General features: G+C 35.4%; 15 protein-coding genes. 2 read left to right on the plus strand and 13 right to left on the minus strand.

From position 1 onward, the window contains the following. Positions 1–22: 22 nt before the first annotated feature. From ACMAYS_RS10045 to proB, 7 genes are all read right to left on the minus strand, one after another. Positions 23–1,000, minus strand: coding sequence for a LysR family transcriptional regulator (locus ACMAYS_RS10045; RefSeq protein WP_412463198.1), 978 nt, complete (start codon positions 998–1,000; stop codon positions 23–25). A 185-nt stretch (positions 1,001–1,185) separates the two neighbouring features. Beyond that, positions 1,186–1,956 carry a mechanosensitive ion channel family protein gene (locus ACMAYS_RS10050; RefSeq protein ID WP_158246879.1) on the minus strand — a complete coding sequence of 257 codons (771 nt, stop codon included), beginning with the start codon at positions 1,954–1,956 and terminating at the stop codon, positions 1,186–1,188. 85 nt (positions 1,957–2,041) lie between these two features. Beyond that, the gene (locus ACMAYS_RS10055) at positions 2,042–3,517 is read right to left on the minus strand and encodes a sodium/proline symporter (protein ID WP_103218132.1); all 1,476 of its coding nucleotides are present in this window, start codon (positions 3,515–3,517) and stop codon (positions 2,042–2,044) included. A gap of 111 nt (positions 3,518–3,628) precedes the next feature. Next, positions 3,629–3,823 (minus strand): hypothetical protein, encoded by a 195-nt coding sequence (locus ACMAYS_RS10060; RefSeq protein WP_103218133.1) that lies wholly within the window; start codon positions 3,821–3,823, stop codon positions 3,629–3,631. Positions 3,824–3,885: 62 nt separating this feature from the next. Next, positions 3,886–4,689 carry a pyrroline-5-carboxylate reductase family protein gene (locus ACMAYS_RS10065; protein WP_412463199.1) on the minus strand — a complete coding sequence of 268 codons (804 nt, stop codon included), beginning with the start codon at positions 4,687–4,689 and terminating at the stop codon, positions 3,886–3,888. A 24-nt stretch (positions 4,690–4,713) separates the two neighbouring features. After that, positions 4,714–5,952 (minus strand): glutamate-5-semialdehyde dehydrogenase, encoded by a 1,239-nt coding sequence (locus ACMAYS_RS10070; protein ID WP_103218135.1) that lies wholly within the window; start codon positions 5,950–5,952, stop codon positions 4,714–4,716. Further along, positions 5,936–7,081: a glutamate 5-kinase gene (gene proB / locus ACMAYS_RS10075; RefSeq protein WP_103218136.1), complete on the minus strand. Its 1,146-nt coding sequence runs from the start codon at positions 7,079–7,081 to the stop codon at positions 5,936–5,938. The genes ACMAYS_RS10070 and proB overlap by 17 nt, the downstream gene beginning before the upstream one ends. 245 nt (positions 7,082–7,326) lie before the next feature. Here proB and ACMAYS_RS10080 point away from each other — a divergent pair, with 245 nt between their 5' ends. Together ACMAYS_RS10080 and ACMAYS_RS10085 are read left to right on the plus strand one after the other, a co-directional pair. After that, a complete protein-coding gene (locus tag ACMAYS_RS10080; RefSeq protein ID WP_412463200.1) occupies positions 7,327–8,763 on the plus strand; it encodes a hypothetical protein in 1,437 nt (478 codons plus the stop codon). 13 nt (positions 8,764–8,776) lie between these two features. Further along, entirely contained in the window at positions 8,777–9,802 is a 1,026-nt protein-coding gene (locus ACMAYS_RS10085) for a succinylglutamate desuccinylase/aspartoacylase family protein (RefSeq protein WP_103218138.1), read from the plus strand. Positions 9,803–9,834: 32 nt separating this feature from the next. Here ACMAYS_RS10085 and ACMAYS_RS10090 read toward each other — a convergent pair whose 3' ends face one another. Genes ACMAYS_RS10090 through ACMAYS_RS10115 form a run of 6 tightly spaced genes read right to left on the minus strand, consistent with a single transcriptional unit; the run spans position 9,835 to position 18,473 of the window. Then, complete coding sequence (locus ACMAYS_RS10090; protein ID WP_103218139.1) at positions 9,835–10,785, minus strand: hypothetical protein; 951 nt, start codon at positions 10,783–10,785, stop codon at positions 9,835–9,837. 10 nt (positions 10,786–10,795) lie between these two features. Beyond that, complete coding sequence (locus ACMAYS_RS10095; RefSeq protein WP_412463201.1) at positions 10,796–12,067, minus strand: lysine N(6)-hydroxylase/L-ornithine N(5)-oxygenase family protein; 1,272 nt, start codon at positions 12,065–12,067, stop codon at positions 10,796–10,798. A 20-nt stretch (positions 12,068–12,087) separates the two neighbouring features. Continuing rightward, positions 12,088–13,812, minus strand: coding sequence for an IucA/IucC family protein (locus tag ACMAYS_RS10100; protein ID WP_412463202.1), 1,725 nt, complete (start codon positions 13,810–13,812; stop codon positions 12,088–12,090). Continuing rightward, positions 13,809–16,007: a GNAT family N-acetyltransferase gene (locus tag ACMAYS_RS10105; RefSeq protein WP_412463203.1), complete on the minus strand. Its 2,199-nt coding sequence runs from the start codon at positions 16,005–16,007 to the stop codon at positions 13,809–13,811. Before ACMAYS_RS10105 ends, ACMAYS_RS10100 begins: the two co-directional genes overlap by 4 nt. Next, a complete protein-coding gene (locus tag ACMAYS_RS10110; protein ID WP_412463204.1) occupies positions 16,000–17,193 on the minus strand; it encodes a hypothetical protein in 1,194 nt (397 codons plus the stop codon). The genes ACMAYS_RS10105 and ACMAYS_RS10110 overlap by 8 nt, the downstream gene beginning before the upstream one ends. Continuing rightward, complete coding sequence (locus tag ACMAYS_RS10115; RefSeq protein WP_103218144.1) at positions 17,190–18,473, minus strand: PepSY-associated TM helix domain-containing protein; 1,284 nt, start codon at positions 18,471–18,473, stop codon at positions 17,190–17,192. The genes ACMAYS_RS10110 and ACMAYS_RS10115 overlap by 4 nt, the downstream gene beginning before the upstream one ends. Positions 18,474–18,537 lie beyond the last annotated feature (64 nt).

The raw sequence follows: 18,537 nt of genomic DNA on the forward strand, positions 1-18,537 counted from the left end.
TCAAACACAAATTAGTTTTATCCTAATTCAATAAATCATCTGAAACATCAGACACTTCAATCTGTAAATCCACATCTTCATAACGCTCAGGAACATTCGATAATTTTGACTGAAAGAGTTCTTGTAGCTTACGAATAGAAATAAGGCCTTCATCTGATTTCTTCCAAATAGCATAGAGAGACATTTTAAGAGGCTCTCCAAGATTAAATGTTTTGAGTCCGAGGTATTCTTCAAGCGGATTCTTAGGCAAGAACATCACACAACGTCCTCTCAAGCACAACTTATGAACAAAGTCGATATGATCGCTATAGACCTTCTCTTTAGGTATGACACCATTCTTTCTTAAGTGTTGGTAAATAACACGATTTAGATTCTTATCCCAATTACTCTCTGCAAATGGAATATTTACAAGTAGATCCTTTTCATCCTTAAACTTGTCATAAAGTTCTGTTGAGCAACAGAAGACAATTTCGAATGAACCTATTTCAGCAACATTTAGACTTTTTCTCTTAGGTTTTCGAAGAGAGATTCCCCAATCGATATTTCCTCGTAAAATATTATCCACAAGAACTTCATGGTCGGCCTGGCGTATTGTATTAACTGTTCCATATTTCGTATAAAGATCCCAGTATTGAGATGCAAACTCAGTAGCAAGATCATATGAAATAGTCTCTTCAATACCAATTGAAACAGGATAACCACCAACAACATCTTCTGAGAAGTGTTCAAGTAACTTACTCCCCTCTTCAAAAATGCCTTTTGTTCTTTCGAATAATTGTAGGCCTTCAGGTGTTAGAGATAGCCCCTTTGAGCTGCGATTAAATAGCTTCATATTGAATTTATTTTCAAGACGCTTTAATTGTTCACTAAGTGTTGGTGATGAAGTACCTATGATTTCGGCACCTTTTTTTAAAGATTGAACTTTGGCGACTTCATAAAAACAATAGAGATGATTCCAATTAATATCTTTTAGTTTTTCCAAGTTTATTCCTCGATTCATTTAGCTTTGCTCCTTACCTTAACAAGACGATCATCAATTAGCAAAAACCGAACTACCTAGTCGCGCTAAGTACCTAGGAGTCGGAAGAAAGGGGGAAAAATTGGTCTAAAATGAAAATGATCATCTTTAAAACCTGTTCAATTAAGTTACTTATTATATTTAAAATCATATCAACCTCTAAATTATTAACTCTTAATATTGAGTTTATGAAACTCAATCCCTGCACTTTGAAGCTCAATATAGAGCTGTGTGCGCATATCATTTCTTAACTCCCAAGCATCACTTGGATTATCGGCCCAAGCAGCTAACCAACACTCAATAGCATCCTTATCTAATTTCATGACCCACATCGTTGGCTCTTCAACATCGCTGAAATATTCCGATCTTTTTGCAACCTTGTGAGCTATTTCCTTTACCAACTTCAAATCGACATTTGGCGCAACGAAAAATTCAACGTGTGTCCAAACATAATGATCATTCATTGTAAAATTCTGGATTTCTTTCTGGAGTAACTTTGAATTCGGAATTACTAATCTAATCCAATTCCATTTTTTTATTACTGAATAAGTCAATCCAATCTCTTCAATTAGCCCATAATGTCCATCGATCGTAACGGTATCTCCTATCTTGATTGATTTAAAAAAAGAGATAATGACACCTGCAAAGAGATTTTCTAGAAAAGGCCTTAAAGAAAAACCAGCAATCACAGATACAATGGCAGCGATAATTGAAACGTAGACTGTTGGAATTTCACCTAAGTACGGAATTGAAACAAATAGAGACCATAAAATAAAAAATAAAACTGGCAGTGCTTTCATCATAAATGAGAAGCGACCTTCTATGCCCTCAGCACCATGAGACTTTAATTCTTTTTCTTGATCGTCAACAGGTGAATCTGTTTCAACTGCATCAGAAATATCTCTTTTACGAATATTTTTGAGCTTTCTTTTTTGCACTCTTTTAATATTAAAAAGAGAAAGAAAGTACCCTCCTAAAAATAGGAGGGTAACCGTAATTGGGTATAAATAATCGACCAAGGAGTTAGCTATTGGCTTCATTTACAAGCTTTGAATTTTTCATTCGATTATCAACAACCTTATTACTAGAAACGATTTCATTTAATGGTGTGTTTGAAAGAACAAAGTATGTGATTAGTCCTGCCATGATACCTGGGGCAACTTCATAGATAGTCGCACCGTAACCAAGATTCATCCAAACGATTGTCACGACTCCACCAACAATAACCATAGAAATAGCAGTTATTTCAGATACCTTCTTACCAATTGCATAGATAAAAAGGAGTGGGCCAAAGCAAGCAGCTAGTATTGACCAAGAAAGAAGAACCAACTCAAACACATTCTTGCTTCCAAAAAGGGCAACACAAAGAGCAATAATTGTCGTACCTGCTGTTGCTAGCTTTGTTAGATAAATATTATCTGATTTTTTAGGTAAAATATCTCTCGTAAAAGCTGCAGAACAACTAAGTACCTGAGAGTCGGCCGTCGACATTGTGGCAGCAAAAATACCTGCAAGGACAACACCAATCAGTAACTCAGGTAGAAGTTTTTGACTCATTAAAGGTAGTGCGAGTTCAGCATCAAAATTTGCTGAGCTTGGTAAGAGAAGTCTTGCAGTTAGACCAACACCAATTGTTAAAATTGTAAAAGCAATAAACCATGCATAGTAATACAATTTAGTCTTTGCCATATTCTTAGTATCATCAATTGTCATAAATCTAATCATGATATGTGGTTGTCCAATAACACCAAAACCAGCAAATACCCAACCTAATATAAATAAACCGATTCCCGTTCCACCTGGTACATTAAGTCCAGTTGGAGTGAAACTTAAAAACCCAGGAGATACAGCATCTAGTTTTGTCACATATGAATTAAATCCACCAACTTCATTGATTCCAACAAAGAAAAGTAGCCCCATTGCAATAATCATGACAAATGATTGAGCTGCATCTGTCCAAATTGATGCGCGAATCCCACCTGATAGACAGTAAGCAAAAACAATGACTGCACCAATAATAGCACCAGTACTATAATCCCATCCAAAGAGAACGTGTAAGGCCTTAGACCCTGCCTTGAATTGAGCAGCAGCATAAACACCTAAAAATAAGATAGTAATGATACCGACTAACAATCTAAGTTTCTTAAAACTTGTTCCACGTTGCCAACGAGAAAGAACACCCCCAAAGCTTAATAGGTTTTCTTTTTCAGTAACATCTCTTAGCTTCTTGTGAACAAAGAAACTCATGACCATATCACCAACAATCCAACCAATCATTACCCAAGAAGATTGAAGTCCACTCGTATAGGTATAGCCAATAAGGCCAATAAACATATATCCACTATTATTTGTTGCCACAGCAGATAAAGCTGCAAGCCATGGTGGTGTGGAATGTCCTGCTAATAAATAGTCAGAATTATTTTTCTTACTTTTTAAACTTGAAGAAACTCCAATCAAAACAAAGAGGAGTAAAAAAAAGAGGAAACTGTAAACAATCATTTAACAATCCTTTTTTTGGCACAGCTATCCGTTCACTTAAAGAATACAAAGCGCTAGCGAACAAGATGAGCTCTTGCTTATTAATAAAATACTAAATTAAAAACTTATTCATTAGAGTATCGAGAGGCAATTCTCTTCATCTTCAATTAGGCTTCGACGAAGGAAAGATGTCTCTCTTAGCGCCTTACCATGCCCCTCTTCACAAATAGAAGTCTTCTTTTGTACTTTAGTTTTGCGGGACTGTTTCTTATCAACGATACTATAACTTACTAATTGTACTAATTTTTCAGATTTCTTATTGTTCATTTAATTACCTTAACATTGTCTAGATTCATTAAGAATTGATTAATTTACTAATTAGGTTATCCCTAAGACTCACGTAGTTGGGCCGAGCGAAGGATCGCTTTATCAATTCCCATCCTCACAAATGCATCGACACCATTATCCTTAAAACTTTTAATCGCCTCTATCGTAACGCCCCTTTTAGACGTTACTTTCCCGATTAAATCATCTAGTTCACTCTCGCAATTAATCAATGCACTCTTTGCACTTCCTCGAAATAATTGGCTAACGATTGCTCTGGATTCAACTGATCCTAATCCCCAATCCTTCAAAGAGTCTTCTAGAGTATTCATAAAATAATAAACAAAGGCCGGGCCAGATGCCGAAACAATGGTTACCTGATCAAAGAGTTCCTCGGTACTCATTTTTAAAATTAAAGAGCTATCAGAGAGAAGCATTTTAATAAAATCGAGTTCATCTACTGCCACATTTTTCGAAGAGCTAAGAAGACAGATTCCTTCAGAGTATTCCATAGGTAAACTTGGCATCAATCTGATTACCTTTGTCGTATTTAAGAGCCTACAAATCTTTTCTTGATCGATTCCGGCCATGATAGAAATGATAACTTTCTTTGAAAGATCCATGCTCTTTAGAGACTTTGCTAAATCTTCAAATTGTTGAGGTTTACAGCCAATCAAGAAATAGTCAGCATCACAAGCTTCTTTTAAATCAACAATTGCCTTTCCCTCTACTTCTTTAGCTAGTTCAACTGCTCGAGTGTGACTTGGCGTATAAGTGAGAAATTCATTTTTTACTTTTTGGCCTCTATACATTGCACGAACAACTGCGCTGGCCATATTTCCGCAACCGATTACTGCAATTTTCTTCATCACTACTCTCCTTGCTCTATTAAATTATGATCTGACCTGTCCATCACCGACGACAACATAGCGAGAAGTCGTCATTTGTTCGACACCCATTGGCCCATAAGCATGTAGTTTCGTTGTTGAGATTCCAAGTTCAGCACCAAGGCCTAGTTGAGCACCGTCGTTAAAACGAGTTGAGGCATTAACCATGACACAACTTGCATCAACGCTTTTTAAGAACTTAAGACAATTGTCTTCATTAGTTGAAATAATACATTCTGAGTGATTACTTCCATACTCTCCAATATGCTCAATAGCATCATCAAGAGAAGAAACTGTTTTGATTGATAAAATATTATCTAAATATTCTGTCGCCCAGTCTTCAGAAGTTGCTTTAATGAATGAACCTTTTGTCTGTTTTGCAAATTCTTCATCAACTCTTAATTCACATCCTTTTGCCAAAAGTCTTTTCGCAATTTTTTCATTTACTTTAGGAAGAATGTCTTTATGAATTAGTAGTGTTTCAATTGCATTACATACACCGGTTCTTTGTGTTTTTGCATTCTCTACTAATGTCACGGCCTTCTCAATATCAGCTTCGCTATCAATATACATATGACAAAGGCCCTGATAATGAGCAATGACTGGCATTTTGGCATTTTCAAAAACATGATTAATTAGGCCATGTCCACCACGTGGTATAACAACATCAATCTCTTCTTTAAGACTTAGTAAATCATTTAAAACTTCGCGATTATCTGATGCTAAAACTTCAACGACACTCTTATCAACATATTTCGATATCGCCTCCTGAATGATCTGTCCTAGAACCTCATTTGAATGCTTGGCCTCTTTTCCACCTTTTAAGATGATGGCATTTGAAGATTTAAGCGCCAAGGCAGCGCAATCAACAACAACATTTGGTCGACTTTCAAAAATCATTAGGATCACCCCTAGTGGAACCCTCTGACGCTTTATCTTTAAACCGAGATCATTAGTAAATTCGTTATAAAAAGTACCAACGATTTCAGGTTGTTCCTTAATCGTTTTAACTCCAGAGATAATGTCATCAATTCTTTCATTAGAGAGCTTTAGGCGATCAACCATTGCTTTAGAAAGATCATTTTTAAAAGCAGCATCTAAATCAAGTTGATTCTTTTGTAGAATTAACTCACGATTTTTATCAAGGGCCCTAATAAGATCATCAAAAATCATTTCTTTTGTTTCACTACTCAATTGTAGCAATTCTCTTGAAGCCTTCTTTACTGTACTAGCTAATTTTTTCATCAATTATTTCCTTTTCTAAAATTAAGTTTATTGTATGGACAACCTCGATTGATGTTCGAAAACCAATAACTTCTTCGATTTCATCACTATGGCGTCCCATAATTTGTTCAACTTCACAGTGGCCATACTCACAAACCCCGGAAGCAAAAACTTCTCCATCACAAAGAATATCAACACAGTCCCCTTTATAAAATTGGCCAAAAACATCAATAATCCCTTTTGGTAAGAGTGACTTATTTTCATTAAGAGCTTCGAATGCACCTCGATCAACTTCAATATAACAATTTGGTTTTTTCATTGAGAGCAGCCATGCTTTGCGCTCTTCTGGGTCATAGGCATTTTTAGGTGCAAAGTAGGTTCCTATGTCTTTAGTGAGTGGATCTAAAATTAGGCGCTCATTTTCCATTGAACTAATAATCGCCTTTATACCTATAGGAGTAATTTTTGTGATGGCGTGAACTTTTGATTCCATTCCACCTTTTCCTACAGCAGTCTTTCCTTGATAATCCACGTCCTCAAGAACATCACTTCCAAATGGAACAATAGCGATTCTCTTTGCATCACTAAAAGCAGGATCTTTATCATATAGGCCATTTGTTGAAGTGATCATAAGCAATGCATCGGCATTAATCATCTGAGCAGTTTGCGCAGCAAGGTGATCATTGTCTCCTAAGGCAATTTCGGTAAAAGAGATCGTGTCATTTTCGTTAAGAATAGGCGTAATATTATTTTTCAAAAGTACATTTATACTTTGCTTTGCATGTAGGTTGCGCTTTCTATTTCTAAAGTCATCATGGGTTAGAAGAATTTGTGAACATATTTTTTGATTCTCTTCAAATAGTCTTGAGTATGTATTGATAAGCTTTGGTTGCCCCACGGCACTTGCAGAGTGCTGAAGATCAATTTGACCTCTTCTTGGTAAGTGCTCCTTAAGAAAAGACTTCCCCACACTAACTGCACCAGAACTTACTAGGACGATTTCGATCCCTTCATCAATTAGCTCACATATATCCTCTACTATTTTTCTAACCTTCCTTGTATCTAATTTTCCGCTGTCTTTTGTAATAACGTTACTTCCAACTTTTACAACAAGGCGCTTCACACCCTGTAGTTCTTTACGAAGTCTCATTCCTTCCCCTTATCTTGTTTAAAAACAACATGACATAAATTCCAATAAACCAAAAGTGAGACATTTCAAGATTAGGGATAACCGAACGAGCAAGTCTCTGACTAGAGTAGTCAACATATACTAGTATATTGTTTAGAGCTCTTAAAAATTTAATAAAAATTACAAAATATTCCCTACAGAATTAGGGATTGAGATTATAATATTTCCATTAACTTATGCTTTAGAAAATACAATTTGGAGAGAACTTGAAAAGAAGAATTGAAGTTATTAAGCCTGATAATTTTGAACAAGAGAATCACTTTTATCCGAAGGCCTTGAACTCACAACTACACCCTCTAGTGAGTCACTTTTTTAATTTAGATCACGAAAGAATTATCAAAAGATATAGTCATTTAAATCCACAAATTTGTACTGACACGTTGAGAGATATTCTATCTTATGAAAGTAAGCACTTCTTCTGGGGTGGCTCTGACTTATTTTATGTAACAACGCAAGCAGGTAATCGCCGCATGGTAGTTCTTGAAACAAACTCTTGCCCTTCAGGACAGAAGTCGATGCCACCAAGAACAGATGCAGATGAGCACAGAGGTTATAAATTTCTAATCGAAAACTCATTCATACCAGCACTAAAGAAAAGAAAGAAGAAACTCCCACCCGGAGCACTGGCTGTTATCTATGATAAGAACTACATGGAAACATCGGGATATGCTTCAACTATTGCAGACCTGACAGGAGAAGAAGTTTATCTCGTTCCTCACTTCAATGGTGAAGAACAAATGGCCGATTTTGAAAACGGAGTTCTTCACATCACTCTTGAAACAGGAGAAAGAATTCCTATTCGTGCGGCTTTTAGATATGTAACTCAAAAGCCATGGAATAGAATTCCAACGACAACGAAGACCTTCATCTTTAACTCGACTCTTGTTTGTCTTTCAGGTGGACGCAATAAGCTTCTCGCAAATAAAGCCTACGAACTCTATAACTCACAAATTGCAGAATCAGGTTTAAAAATCAATATGCCTGAAACAATTAAGGATGTTAATAAATTAGAAATTCCTTTATGGGTTCAAAAGTTTGGTGGAAAAGCAGTTATTAAAATTCCTTATTCAAATGCTGGCCAAGGTGTATTTACAATCACAAACCAAGATGAGCTAGATGCCTTCATGCAAATGGATTATCCATATGACCAATTTATCGTTCAAAGTTTAATTGGTCACTATGAGTGGAGTTCAACAAGTGAGTATGGGAAATTCTTCCATATTGGGACGGTTCCAAATAAGAAAGGAAATATTTATATCGCCGATCTAAGACTTATGGTCTACTCTTCACCTAAAGGCTTTATGCCATGTGCAGTTTATGCTCGTCGAGCGAGTAAACCTCTTGAAGCAACATACCCAAAAAATAGTTGGGAAGTTCTAGGAACAAACTTATCAGTAAAGAAAGGTGAAAACCTATGGGACTCTGACACATCAAGACTAATGCTAATGGATCAAAAAGATTTTAATTCACTAGGAATTGGTACTGACGATCTAATTGAGGCCTACATACAAACAATTCTAACAATTGTGGCCATTGATAAGATGGCAGAACAACTTATAAGTAAGAAAGGGACTTTCAGAACAAAACTTTTTAGAAGTTTAGATAATGATAACTCTCTCTTTAACGAGATCATGATCTCATAGCATAGGAAGTACAATGGGTGGAATACAAGTCATTAAGACCACTGAAGAAATTGATTTAAACTCTTTTGCAAAAGGTGAAGTACACCGTTTACAAATACACCTTTCAGATAACGCACTAGGAGTACCTTGGCGCGTGCCGATCATTATTATGAAAGGAATTGAGGATGGGCCAGTTGTTGGGATTACAGCAGCTGTTCACGGAAATGAACTAAATGGTATCTCAACAATTTTTAAAGTTATTGAAGAGATTGATCCGAAGAACTTGAAAGGAACTCTCATCATGGTTCCTATTAGTAACGTACCTGGTTACCTTACAAATCAGCGTCGCTTTATTGATAATGTTGACTTAAATCGTATTATGCCAGGTAAACTTACTGGGAACCCTAGTAATGTATATGCTTACTACTTCACTCAAAAAATTGTTTCGAAGTTTGACTACCTACTCGATCTTCATACAGCAAGTCATGGCCGTGTGAACAGTCTTTACTTAAGGGCCGATCTTGAAAAAGAAGAAACAAGAACCCTGGCCTTCTTGCAAAACCCACAAATTATTGTTCAAAAATATGATGAAGAAGGAACACTAAGAGCATGGGCAAATGAACAAGGTATTCATGCTATTACTGTTGAAATCGGTAATCCAAATGCTTTCCAACATGCTCTAATTGATGAGACTCTCGATGGAATTAAGAACACACTTCGCTACTTCTCTATGATTGAAGGCGATGTGAAAGATATGATTACTGATGCAACAATTTGTGACCATTCTTACTGGATTTATTCAACAAAAGGTGGAATTGTTGATGTCCTTCCAAAACTTACTCATCGAGTGCAAAAAGGCGAAGTCATCGCAAAAGTTTACGATGTCTTTGGACAAGTTAAAGAAGTCATTTGTGCTGACCGTTCTGGAGTTGTTATTGGAAAGAATGTTAGACCTAACTGCGAGGCAGGACAACGTATTGTGCACCTTGGAGTAGACCTAAAAGAAGCATTACCGGAAGAAATTCCTGGCCACGATGATTTTGAAATTTCAGAGAAATAAAAAAAACCAAGGGGGATTCAATCCCCCTTTTTTTATAAATTCACATTAAGTGTTAGTCCAACATTTGTGCGATCGGCACGAATATCTTCTGCAATGAAGCGAATATTAGGTGCAATTGAGATATCGCGATTAAAGAAGTATGTAGCTGCAATAGTTTGTTGAAGAACGCGCTTTTCAAGTTTACTCTCACGTCTTAGTGTATAGCGAGAGAAGATATCTGAAATAAGTCTTAAAGAAATATTGCGCTTCAAGTACATTTCAGTTGATAAACTTACCTGATACTCTCTTTCTCTTTGATATGGAAGAAGCGAGATATCAAAACCCATATACTTTGTCGTCGACTTATCAAAGAAGTACTGAGTCAAAGTGGCAGTTGCCGCAATATAAGCGAATTTAGAAATACGGTACGCCATTGCTTGTGAAAAAGCGGCAGCAGAATGATAACCATAATCTTTTTCTGTTCCACGAGTTACATACTGATACTTTAGAAATGAAACATTTTGTAATTCACCAATTGTGTATGTTTTAAAGTATGAAAGAACAGGATTATCAATATCAAGCTCTTGTGAGTTGTCATCAAATTCTTTTTGAATAGAAGCTGTCGATGCCGTGTGGTTTGAATGAAATGGAGTTGCCATATACATTCCAGCTTGAAGAGAAATATTATCTGATTTCGTGAGGCGATATTTAGCACCAAAGACACCAGATATATTTGTCAAAGAAGGATTACCTTCTGCATTCTTAATATTAGGTCTTTCTGCACTTGTTAAGTCATTAATTGCACCACCTTTGTAAGCAAAAGTTGAGTAAAATGACCAACGCTTAAGAGAGCCCGACAAAGTCTTTAAAGTTGGGTTTTCGATTACCTCTTCCTTTGTATTAAAAGATTCGGCTTTTTTTACTTCTGCCTTTGACTCATTTGCCGGGGCAGCAGATATAGTAATTGAAAGTATTGAGAAAAATAGTAACGTTACTAGCTTCATTGTCTCTCCGTTAGTTAAAAAAGCTTAAAAAGCTTTCGCTATTATTTGTAGTTTTGTATTTAGTTTCGCCAACGAGGTCATTAGCAATCATGGCCGAGCGCCAAGACATTAAACTTGTTTGTGGATCTGCTACACCATGGCCATGGCGACTAAAATTCATTGAATAGATCTTCCCGTTTTCAATCGTAGTCTGGATGCTATAATCCTGTCCTACAATTATGCGCCCCTTAGAATCCTTTGTAATCTTATCTGCAATTCCATCCAGAAAACTAGGTAGAACACTTTTAAAACCTGTCGCCAAGATAACAATATCGGCATCGATAAATTCTTCGTTTTGATTAAGTAAATTATCAACAACTAATTTATATGATTCTCCTTGCTTCTCAATCGCCTTAAGCCAGCGCATTGGAGAAATTGTATAATCAGGAAGTTTCTTTAAATAGAATCGGTCAAGATATAGTTCATTATACATTTCTTGTAAGTATTGAGGAGTGTTACCATCACTAGCTAATAACTGGCTTTGAGTATATGAATCTTTTTGCTCTTGAGATAGAGAGTGAAAATTAAGTACAAATTCAGGTGTAAATATTTCATTTGTAAATGGAGCTTCATCAAGTGGTTGTAAATTATGTCTTCCGCTTAACAAGGTAACCTTTTCTACTTTTCCCCACATTCCATTAAGAGCATTTCTAAATGTTTCGACTCCCGTCTGTCCCCCACCGATAACAACAACTTTCTTACCTTTAAGATCAAGTTTCTTCATTTGCTTAGACTTAGCGTGAAAAAGAGTCTCAGACAGGAATGGCCTTGCACATTCTGGTATATTTTTAGTTGGGCCAGAAGCGACACAAATATTTTTTGTAAAGTAACTCCCACCTTCCTTAATCACCTCAAATTTTTCACCATCGTGCTTTATATCAATTACCTTAGAGTCAAAATCAATATCATCACAAAGTTGTTTTGAAACCCACTTGCAATAGTCTTGAAACTCATAGCGGTTAATCGCCTTACGATCCGTATTTAAGAAGTGATAAAATTGTCCATTTTCAACTAAGTAATTTAGAAAACTAAAGATACTTTTAGGATCAACAGGAGTGACAAGATCCTTTAAGAAAGAAGTTTGCATCATCGCATCACCAAACATCAACTCAGGATGCCAACTAAATTCTGGTTTGTTATCTAAGAATTTACTATTAATTTCACTTAAAGGATTTAAAAGAGCTGCTAAACTCAAATTAAACGGTCCTAAACCGATTCCAACAATGTCATATATATTCTGCATTTAACTACCTCAACTCAACCCTAACTATTTTTAACAAGAGGATTTTTAATATTACTTCCAAGCATTGGTTTAAGCCTTTCCCCTGTTTCGCTGTAACCAGCTACAAAGCGAACAGTATTAACCAATACCTTTTCAAATTCATTTCTTAATAAATTAACCTTACCAACAGGAGAACAATCGACTTGATAGTTTGCTATAACTTCACCAAGTAAGTGATAAAAGTCCTTTTCTTTAAAACCTAGACATTCTTCAACAACTCTCGAGAAGTAGCGTAAGACTGTGATAAAGTGTCCTGTGATAAGATCGTGAATCAAATACTCTGGTGGTAACTTATCAAGCTCAACACCAAAATCAGCTTCGCTATGCTTTGAATCAGATGCCATTCTAAAGTCACCATGAAAGTCTTTGATAATAAGTTTATTAGGTCTTGCACCTTTAAGAGTCAGTATCGTATTTTGTCCGTGAGCAACAAGGCCCAATCCATGTTCTACTTGTAAGTGATAAAGAGGAATGACAACAACTTCAAAGTATTCTTTTAACCATTCTTTAGTACCTAGGCCCGATAATTTAATATATTCACTAACAAGAGATTGGTCATCTTTAGTGAATAATAGTGCCGCTGTAGGAATTGCGAGCTCATCATCAGCAATCTTATTCTCTACACTTTCTCGCCATACACACCCAAGTAATTCCTTATAGCGATATGAGCCACCGTCGATACGGTTAAACTCAGGTAGCGGACAGCTCATTGCTGCAACTTCTTTTAATATATCGACCTTATCAACAAGAAAGCTATCTGACTTAATGATGCTCTCAACCTTCTGTGATAAAAGATGTCCTTTTGAGACATATTTTTGAGGAATTCCTCTTACACTAGATGTATTTAAAATTGAAATTGCGACTTTTAAGTCAAATTTACTCTCACGAGAATTAGAAGATAAGGTTCTAATAGAAACCTGTGGAGTATATTCTCTTCCCATGATTCCAAGTGGTATAAGGGCATTTTGATAAATTAAGTGTGCAAATTGAACACTTATATATTTACTCCACTGCCAAGGATGTACAGGGATGAAAACAAAATCATCACTATTTGCGCCAGTTTCATGAACTAGCCCTTTAGCAAATTCAACTTCGCTAATCGACAGGGAGTCTTTATAAAGATCATTTAGTTTTAATTGTTCTTGATCAAGGCCTAATTCAAGATACTCCTTTTTTATTGCACACCAATGTAGCTTGTAGCTGTTTCGTGTTTCTGGTGCATACTTTAAGAGTTCATCACTTCCCCATCCGAGGCGTCCCTTATTCATAATAATTTTTGGGTGCCCTGAAAGAATTTGATCAATTTTATTAAAATTAAACTGTGCAATCTCATTAAGAGAAAGATTCTCTAGAGAGTGATAATGAAGGATATCTCCATAAATAGTCTGATTACCTTCTTCGATAAATTGTGCCAATGTTTCATCACTCATCTTTGTAAGGTATTGAGTCTCGTAGAAGAAATCTGCCAGAGTAAATTCCACGATAACCTTTTCACCACTTACTTTGTGAAAAGTACCTTTATCAATTTGAAGGTTTCCCCATGCACCAATACGGCCATGAAAGCTATAATAGATGCTATCATTTATCCTAAAATTAAAACGATCTTCAATAAACTCAACATTAAATAGTTCTTCAAACTGAAGTTCTTCAATGGCCTTAATGATTAGGTTTTTATGTAATTCATAGAATAGCTGAGTATTGATCATGATTGAACCTCGCGCAAAAACCTTGTACGATCAGCTTCTAAGAGATTTGATGTTTTATGTGGAAAATCAAAAACTCCTCTATGTTCCCATCCCGGAAGAAGCCTTGCTAAAGTTAAGACCTTCTTATTATCAACACGGGGCTCCCCCCACACCTTTTGAGTTCTTTCATCATCTTCAAATAAGAATTTAGTTAAATGAAAAATTGAATCAAAAACGGCACGAGTACCTAAGAACTTCTCTTCTCCAATTAAAATGTGGATTCCTCTATCATATAGTGAAGCATCACAATAAGGAGCAATCCTATCATCAAAGCCCCAATAAACTTCGAAGTATCCAGCTTGTTCCCCATCGATATCCACAATCATTGGAAGTTGGTATGGAGAATCCTTCAGGCCCTGTACATAAGCTCTTAGTTCCTCTATCGACTTATTCATTTCCCAAAATTCATAAACATACTTCTTATTATGCCATTCATGAAACTTTTCAAGATCTTCATTCAAATCAAATGCACGAAGAGTTATCTCGTGATTATGCTTAGATTTTGCACGATAAAGCTCGCCTTCATAGACACGAGGTTTTCTTAGAAGAGTACTAATAGGATTAGGTATTTTATTATATATATCCCAAGGGTTTTCAATTGTATTTTCGTTAATATTGCTTACACAACATCTGAAATTTCCTTTTTGATAGAGAAAGTCACTGTTAATCAAATAATTTAGAAATGTTGATTTATGATGCGCTTTAAAAATAAAATTTCTAAATTGTCCTAAATGAAATAGCTCGGCCTTAGCATCACCATTTGCAAGCGAGATAATGGTATTAAATACTGAGTTGATAATTAAGTAGTATGTATATACTTTGTTAACATCATCAGGTGAAAGAATATTTCCCTTTGTGCCACTAATAAATTCATACTTAGAACCAAATTTTTCCACACTCTTTGTTGTAAATCCAGTCCCCTGACAATCACGGTATATTGTCCCAACAGGTAACCCATCTTTCATTTTTAGGATTATATTTTGCATATGAGCACCTAGAAGAATTCCGTGCTCTTCAGAAAGAGTAATAAACTCCCCTATGACATTTTCAAGAAAGGCTTCAAACCAGTACTTTCTTGCTAAAAAGATATTCCCGCAAGCCTTCTTTGCATTTCCCTCTACTAAGCTTAAAAGATGTGACTTTCCTGTATAAGGATTCTCTTCAGCAAGGCTACCTAGTAGAAAACAATTATCTGTCTCAAAATTTTCACGTAACTGAATTGTCGATTCAATAATAGCATTACCATCTTGTCCCTTAAGAGCAACATAGAATGGTTCATAAAGAATATGAAATTTATCACTAAAGTTTGCGACCCCTTCATTTTTGAATACAGTTTCCATCTGCATTCCACGAATAGCTTCTTCTGGTTGAAGATGCCTTATCGAGTTTGTTAGCTTTACATCCATTGAATACTTAACTAAGAAAGGTGCTCCATATGAATATAGAGATCTAAGGGAAGAAAGTGCATACCAATCATTAACACCACTTGCAACTTCCACTATGCCATTAACTAATTCTTTCTCTTTTAAACGACGCCACTGCCAAGGATGCATTGGAATATAGACGAAAGAGTCATCGATCTCTTCTAAATCGAATTGAGCAAGCTTATTCATAGCAGTAGAAACTGCAAATAATTCTGCATTAGTATGGATTGATTCTTCTCTACACTTTATCCAGATCAACTTAAATCCATTAGAGAATTCAGGTGAATAAAGTTTGAGATCCTCTTCACTCATTCCCTTTTTACATTTAGGATAAGGGTGAAATGGATGTCCAAGAAGCATCTTTTGTTCACTAGTAAGGTAGCTATCAATATTCACTTGTGGATTATATTTAAGAATCAACTCGATATTATCGCGAGAGTTAATTATATTTTCGATAAAAGTAGAATCAACATTAGAAAAATTAGGCACTAAGTGAACAAGCATCTCATCAAAAGTAAGCTTTGTTTTATTGAAGTAAATATCACCAGTATAACGATGCCCACCGAGAGGAGAATATGACTCAAGTTCAAAAACAAGATCACCAATCAATACATCACTATTTTCAACATCAACTTTAACAAGATTATCTTCTGAATAATCTCTTATCATTGAGTTAACTAATGCACGAATACTATATTTATCAGCAAGCTGCCTATAATTTATATTAACCATTAGTCGCTCCGCTTAGTTCTTCGCTCGTATCTGAAGTACTGTATTTGAAACTTATTGAGATCGCCCCTACTACTAAGGCCACAAATAGAAAAAGAATATAATTTGTAAAGTTGTACTTAATAATTACACCTGACATTATCGCTCCAAGAGCGTTGCCTAGGGTTTGATAAAAACTGATCTCACTGGCAACAATCTGCTTTGGAGAACTAGGGTTCAAGTTATAAATATGTCCCATATATAAAATTGGAATAATTGCAGCTCCAAATGAGAATAGAAGGATGAATCCGTAAAGTGTTTCTAAGCTATCTACTCTAGAGAATGAGTAGAAACTAAATAAAAGAGAAACAATTGCCAAAGTAGAGAATATTTTAGAGTTAATAAGTTTTAACTTCTTTAAAATTAACTGTGTAAGAATTATGACAAGAGATGCAAGAGTTAGTAGCCAATAGATAGTAGCTGATTGCTTAATTTGACCAATTAATATGTCTCCAACCACACTCGTGATACTAGTGTGAAAAAATGAAGTCATAAATGTATAAATCAATGGAATAAAAAGAAGTGGCATTATCAATTGCTTAGTATCAGAATCTTTCTTTCCAGCGATAGTTTGAATTTCGTTGATTCCGCTCTTAAAATCAAATGGAATTGTTAAAAGAAGCATAACGATCAAAACCACTAAGCTCAAATTGAGATTAAATGCGAGAAGTCCACCTAGTACCAATCCAACAAGCCTTCCAGCATTTAGAAAAATAGTTGTTTCAAGAATACCACTATGAGTATCTTTGTATCGGCCAATCTTAACAATTTGAGAAAAAGGAATAATAGAGCTTGCACTCAATGCATAAATAATTCGAGATATAACAAAGAAAATGAGAGACAGCCTAACATTACCAGAAGTAAATGTTGCTAAAAGGGCCAGATTCGACATGAGCAATCCAAACTGAGCAATTCGATAGATAGTCTTGGCCTTAAGTTTAGAAAAAAGTGCGGCCCACTCCTTTGTCATAAAAAGAAAGAAGAAGATCGAAAACCCATAGATAATTATGATTGATGTAATATCAAGATTCGTTACCATAGCAATTTTCGGTATAAGACCAAGAAGTATAGTTTGGGCCGCACCAAAAACAAAACAAAGGCATGAGATGGCCTTAGTAAAATTGTCACTTATTTGAAGTTGAGAACTCAAGAGATACTCTCCTTCTGAATTCTCTTCTTTTTTCTTAGAGAAGAAATAAAAACTATCAAATCACGCCAAGAGAAAACTAAGTAGACTAAAAATAGTGCACTTAAAATCCATTTAAAATCAGAAGTAACAAAGAAAATGACAAAAACAAATAAGCTAGGAAGTAGAATCTCAGTAAACGAAATATTTACATCACTTATTAAATTACCATTATACTGCTCACTCCTTGCTACTAAGTATTTTTTTCTAAATAAGAAAATATAGATTCCACTAATTGGAATAAAAGAAGAAATAAGACCGAAAAGACTCCAAATAATCTTAAGAATGACTCCACCATAATCGCCAAAGTGCAGAGGTTCTGAAAGAATGAGAAGTTCTAAGTACCATGGTAACGTTACTGTGCGGTTTAACTTTCCTGTTATTCCATCAATATAAGCGATCTCGTGATGATGACTTTCATTTTCCATCAATACAACAAATTGATTTGGTACTGAGAATTCATTATCAGGAAAAGAAATAAAGTCATATTCTAAATGAGCAAGTTTTGATTCTAGTTCTTTTAAAATTGTTGTGACCGATACATACTTTGCATTTTCGATGACAATTGCATTCTCTTGCTGGGCCTTTACATTTCCTCTTAAAAAGAGACCAATTAATGTACTATTGAATGCTAAGATCGCTCCAGTAAAAGTAACAATAAAAAGCCATGCAAGTGTTTTAACGCCGATTATTTTATGAAGACGCCCAAGCATAATTCGAGAGTTCATTGTTCTTACGTTACGGTAGAACTTATTTGCAATAAAAGCACCACTTAGAAGAGCAACGAGAAAGAACACTCCCATAAGCCCTATTAAAATTTTACCTTTTCCACCTAAGAGTAACTCACGATGTAGCTTTAAGACGAAATCAATAAAGACCGTAGGCTTGACTTGATTTGATGTCAGCACATTACCAGCAAGATCAAATTTTAATCTTGTTGCACCTTTAAACTTTTCAACACCTGGCTCTGTTATTCGTGCTTGAATATCACCATCATCACCTTTAAAAATTGAAAGTACTTTTTTATCTTTGTAAATTTCATTTTCATGTATGTAATTTTCAATTTTTGAAAGAGAGGATTGATCTGAAACAAAAGCGCTCTGCTGTTCTACCGAATGAACAGGAGATAATTCGTGACGCCAAACGAGAACAACTCCTGTTAAGCCTAACAGGAGAAAGTTAATCGCTAGGACTAAGCCTAGAATACGATGAATTTTTAAAAATTTTCTTACTAATGAGCTCATAAAAATTAAAAAAGCAGGAACCTTATACTTTCTTACGAAAGAAAGGCCCTGCTTAATATCAAGG

The organism is Halobacteriovorax sp. RT-2-6 (assembly GCF_047085025.1).
Classification (GTDB): Bacteria; Bdellovibrionota; Bacteriovoracia; order Bacteriovoracales; family Bacteriovoracaceae; genus Halobacteriovorax_A.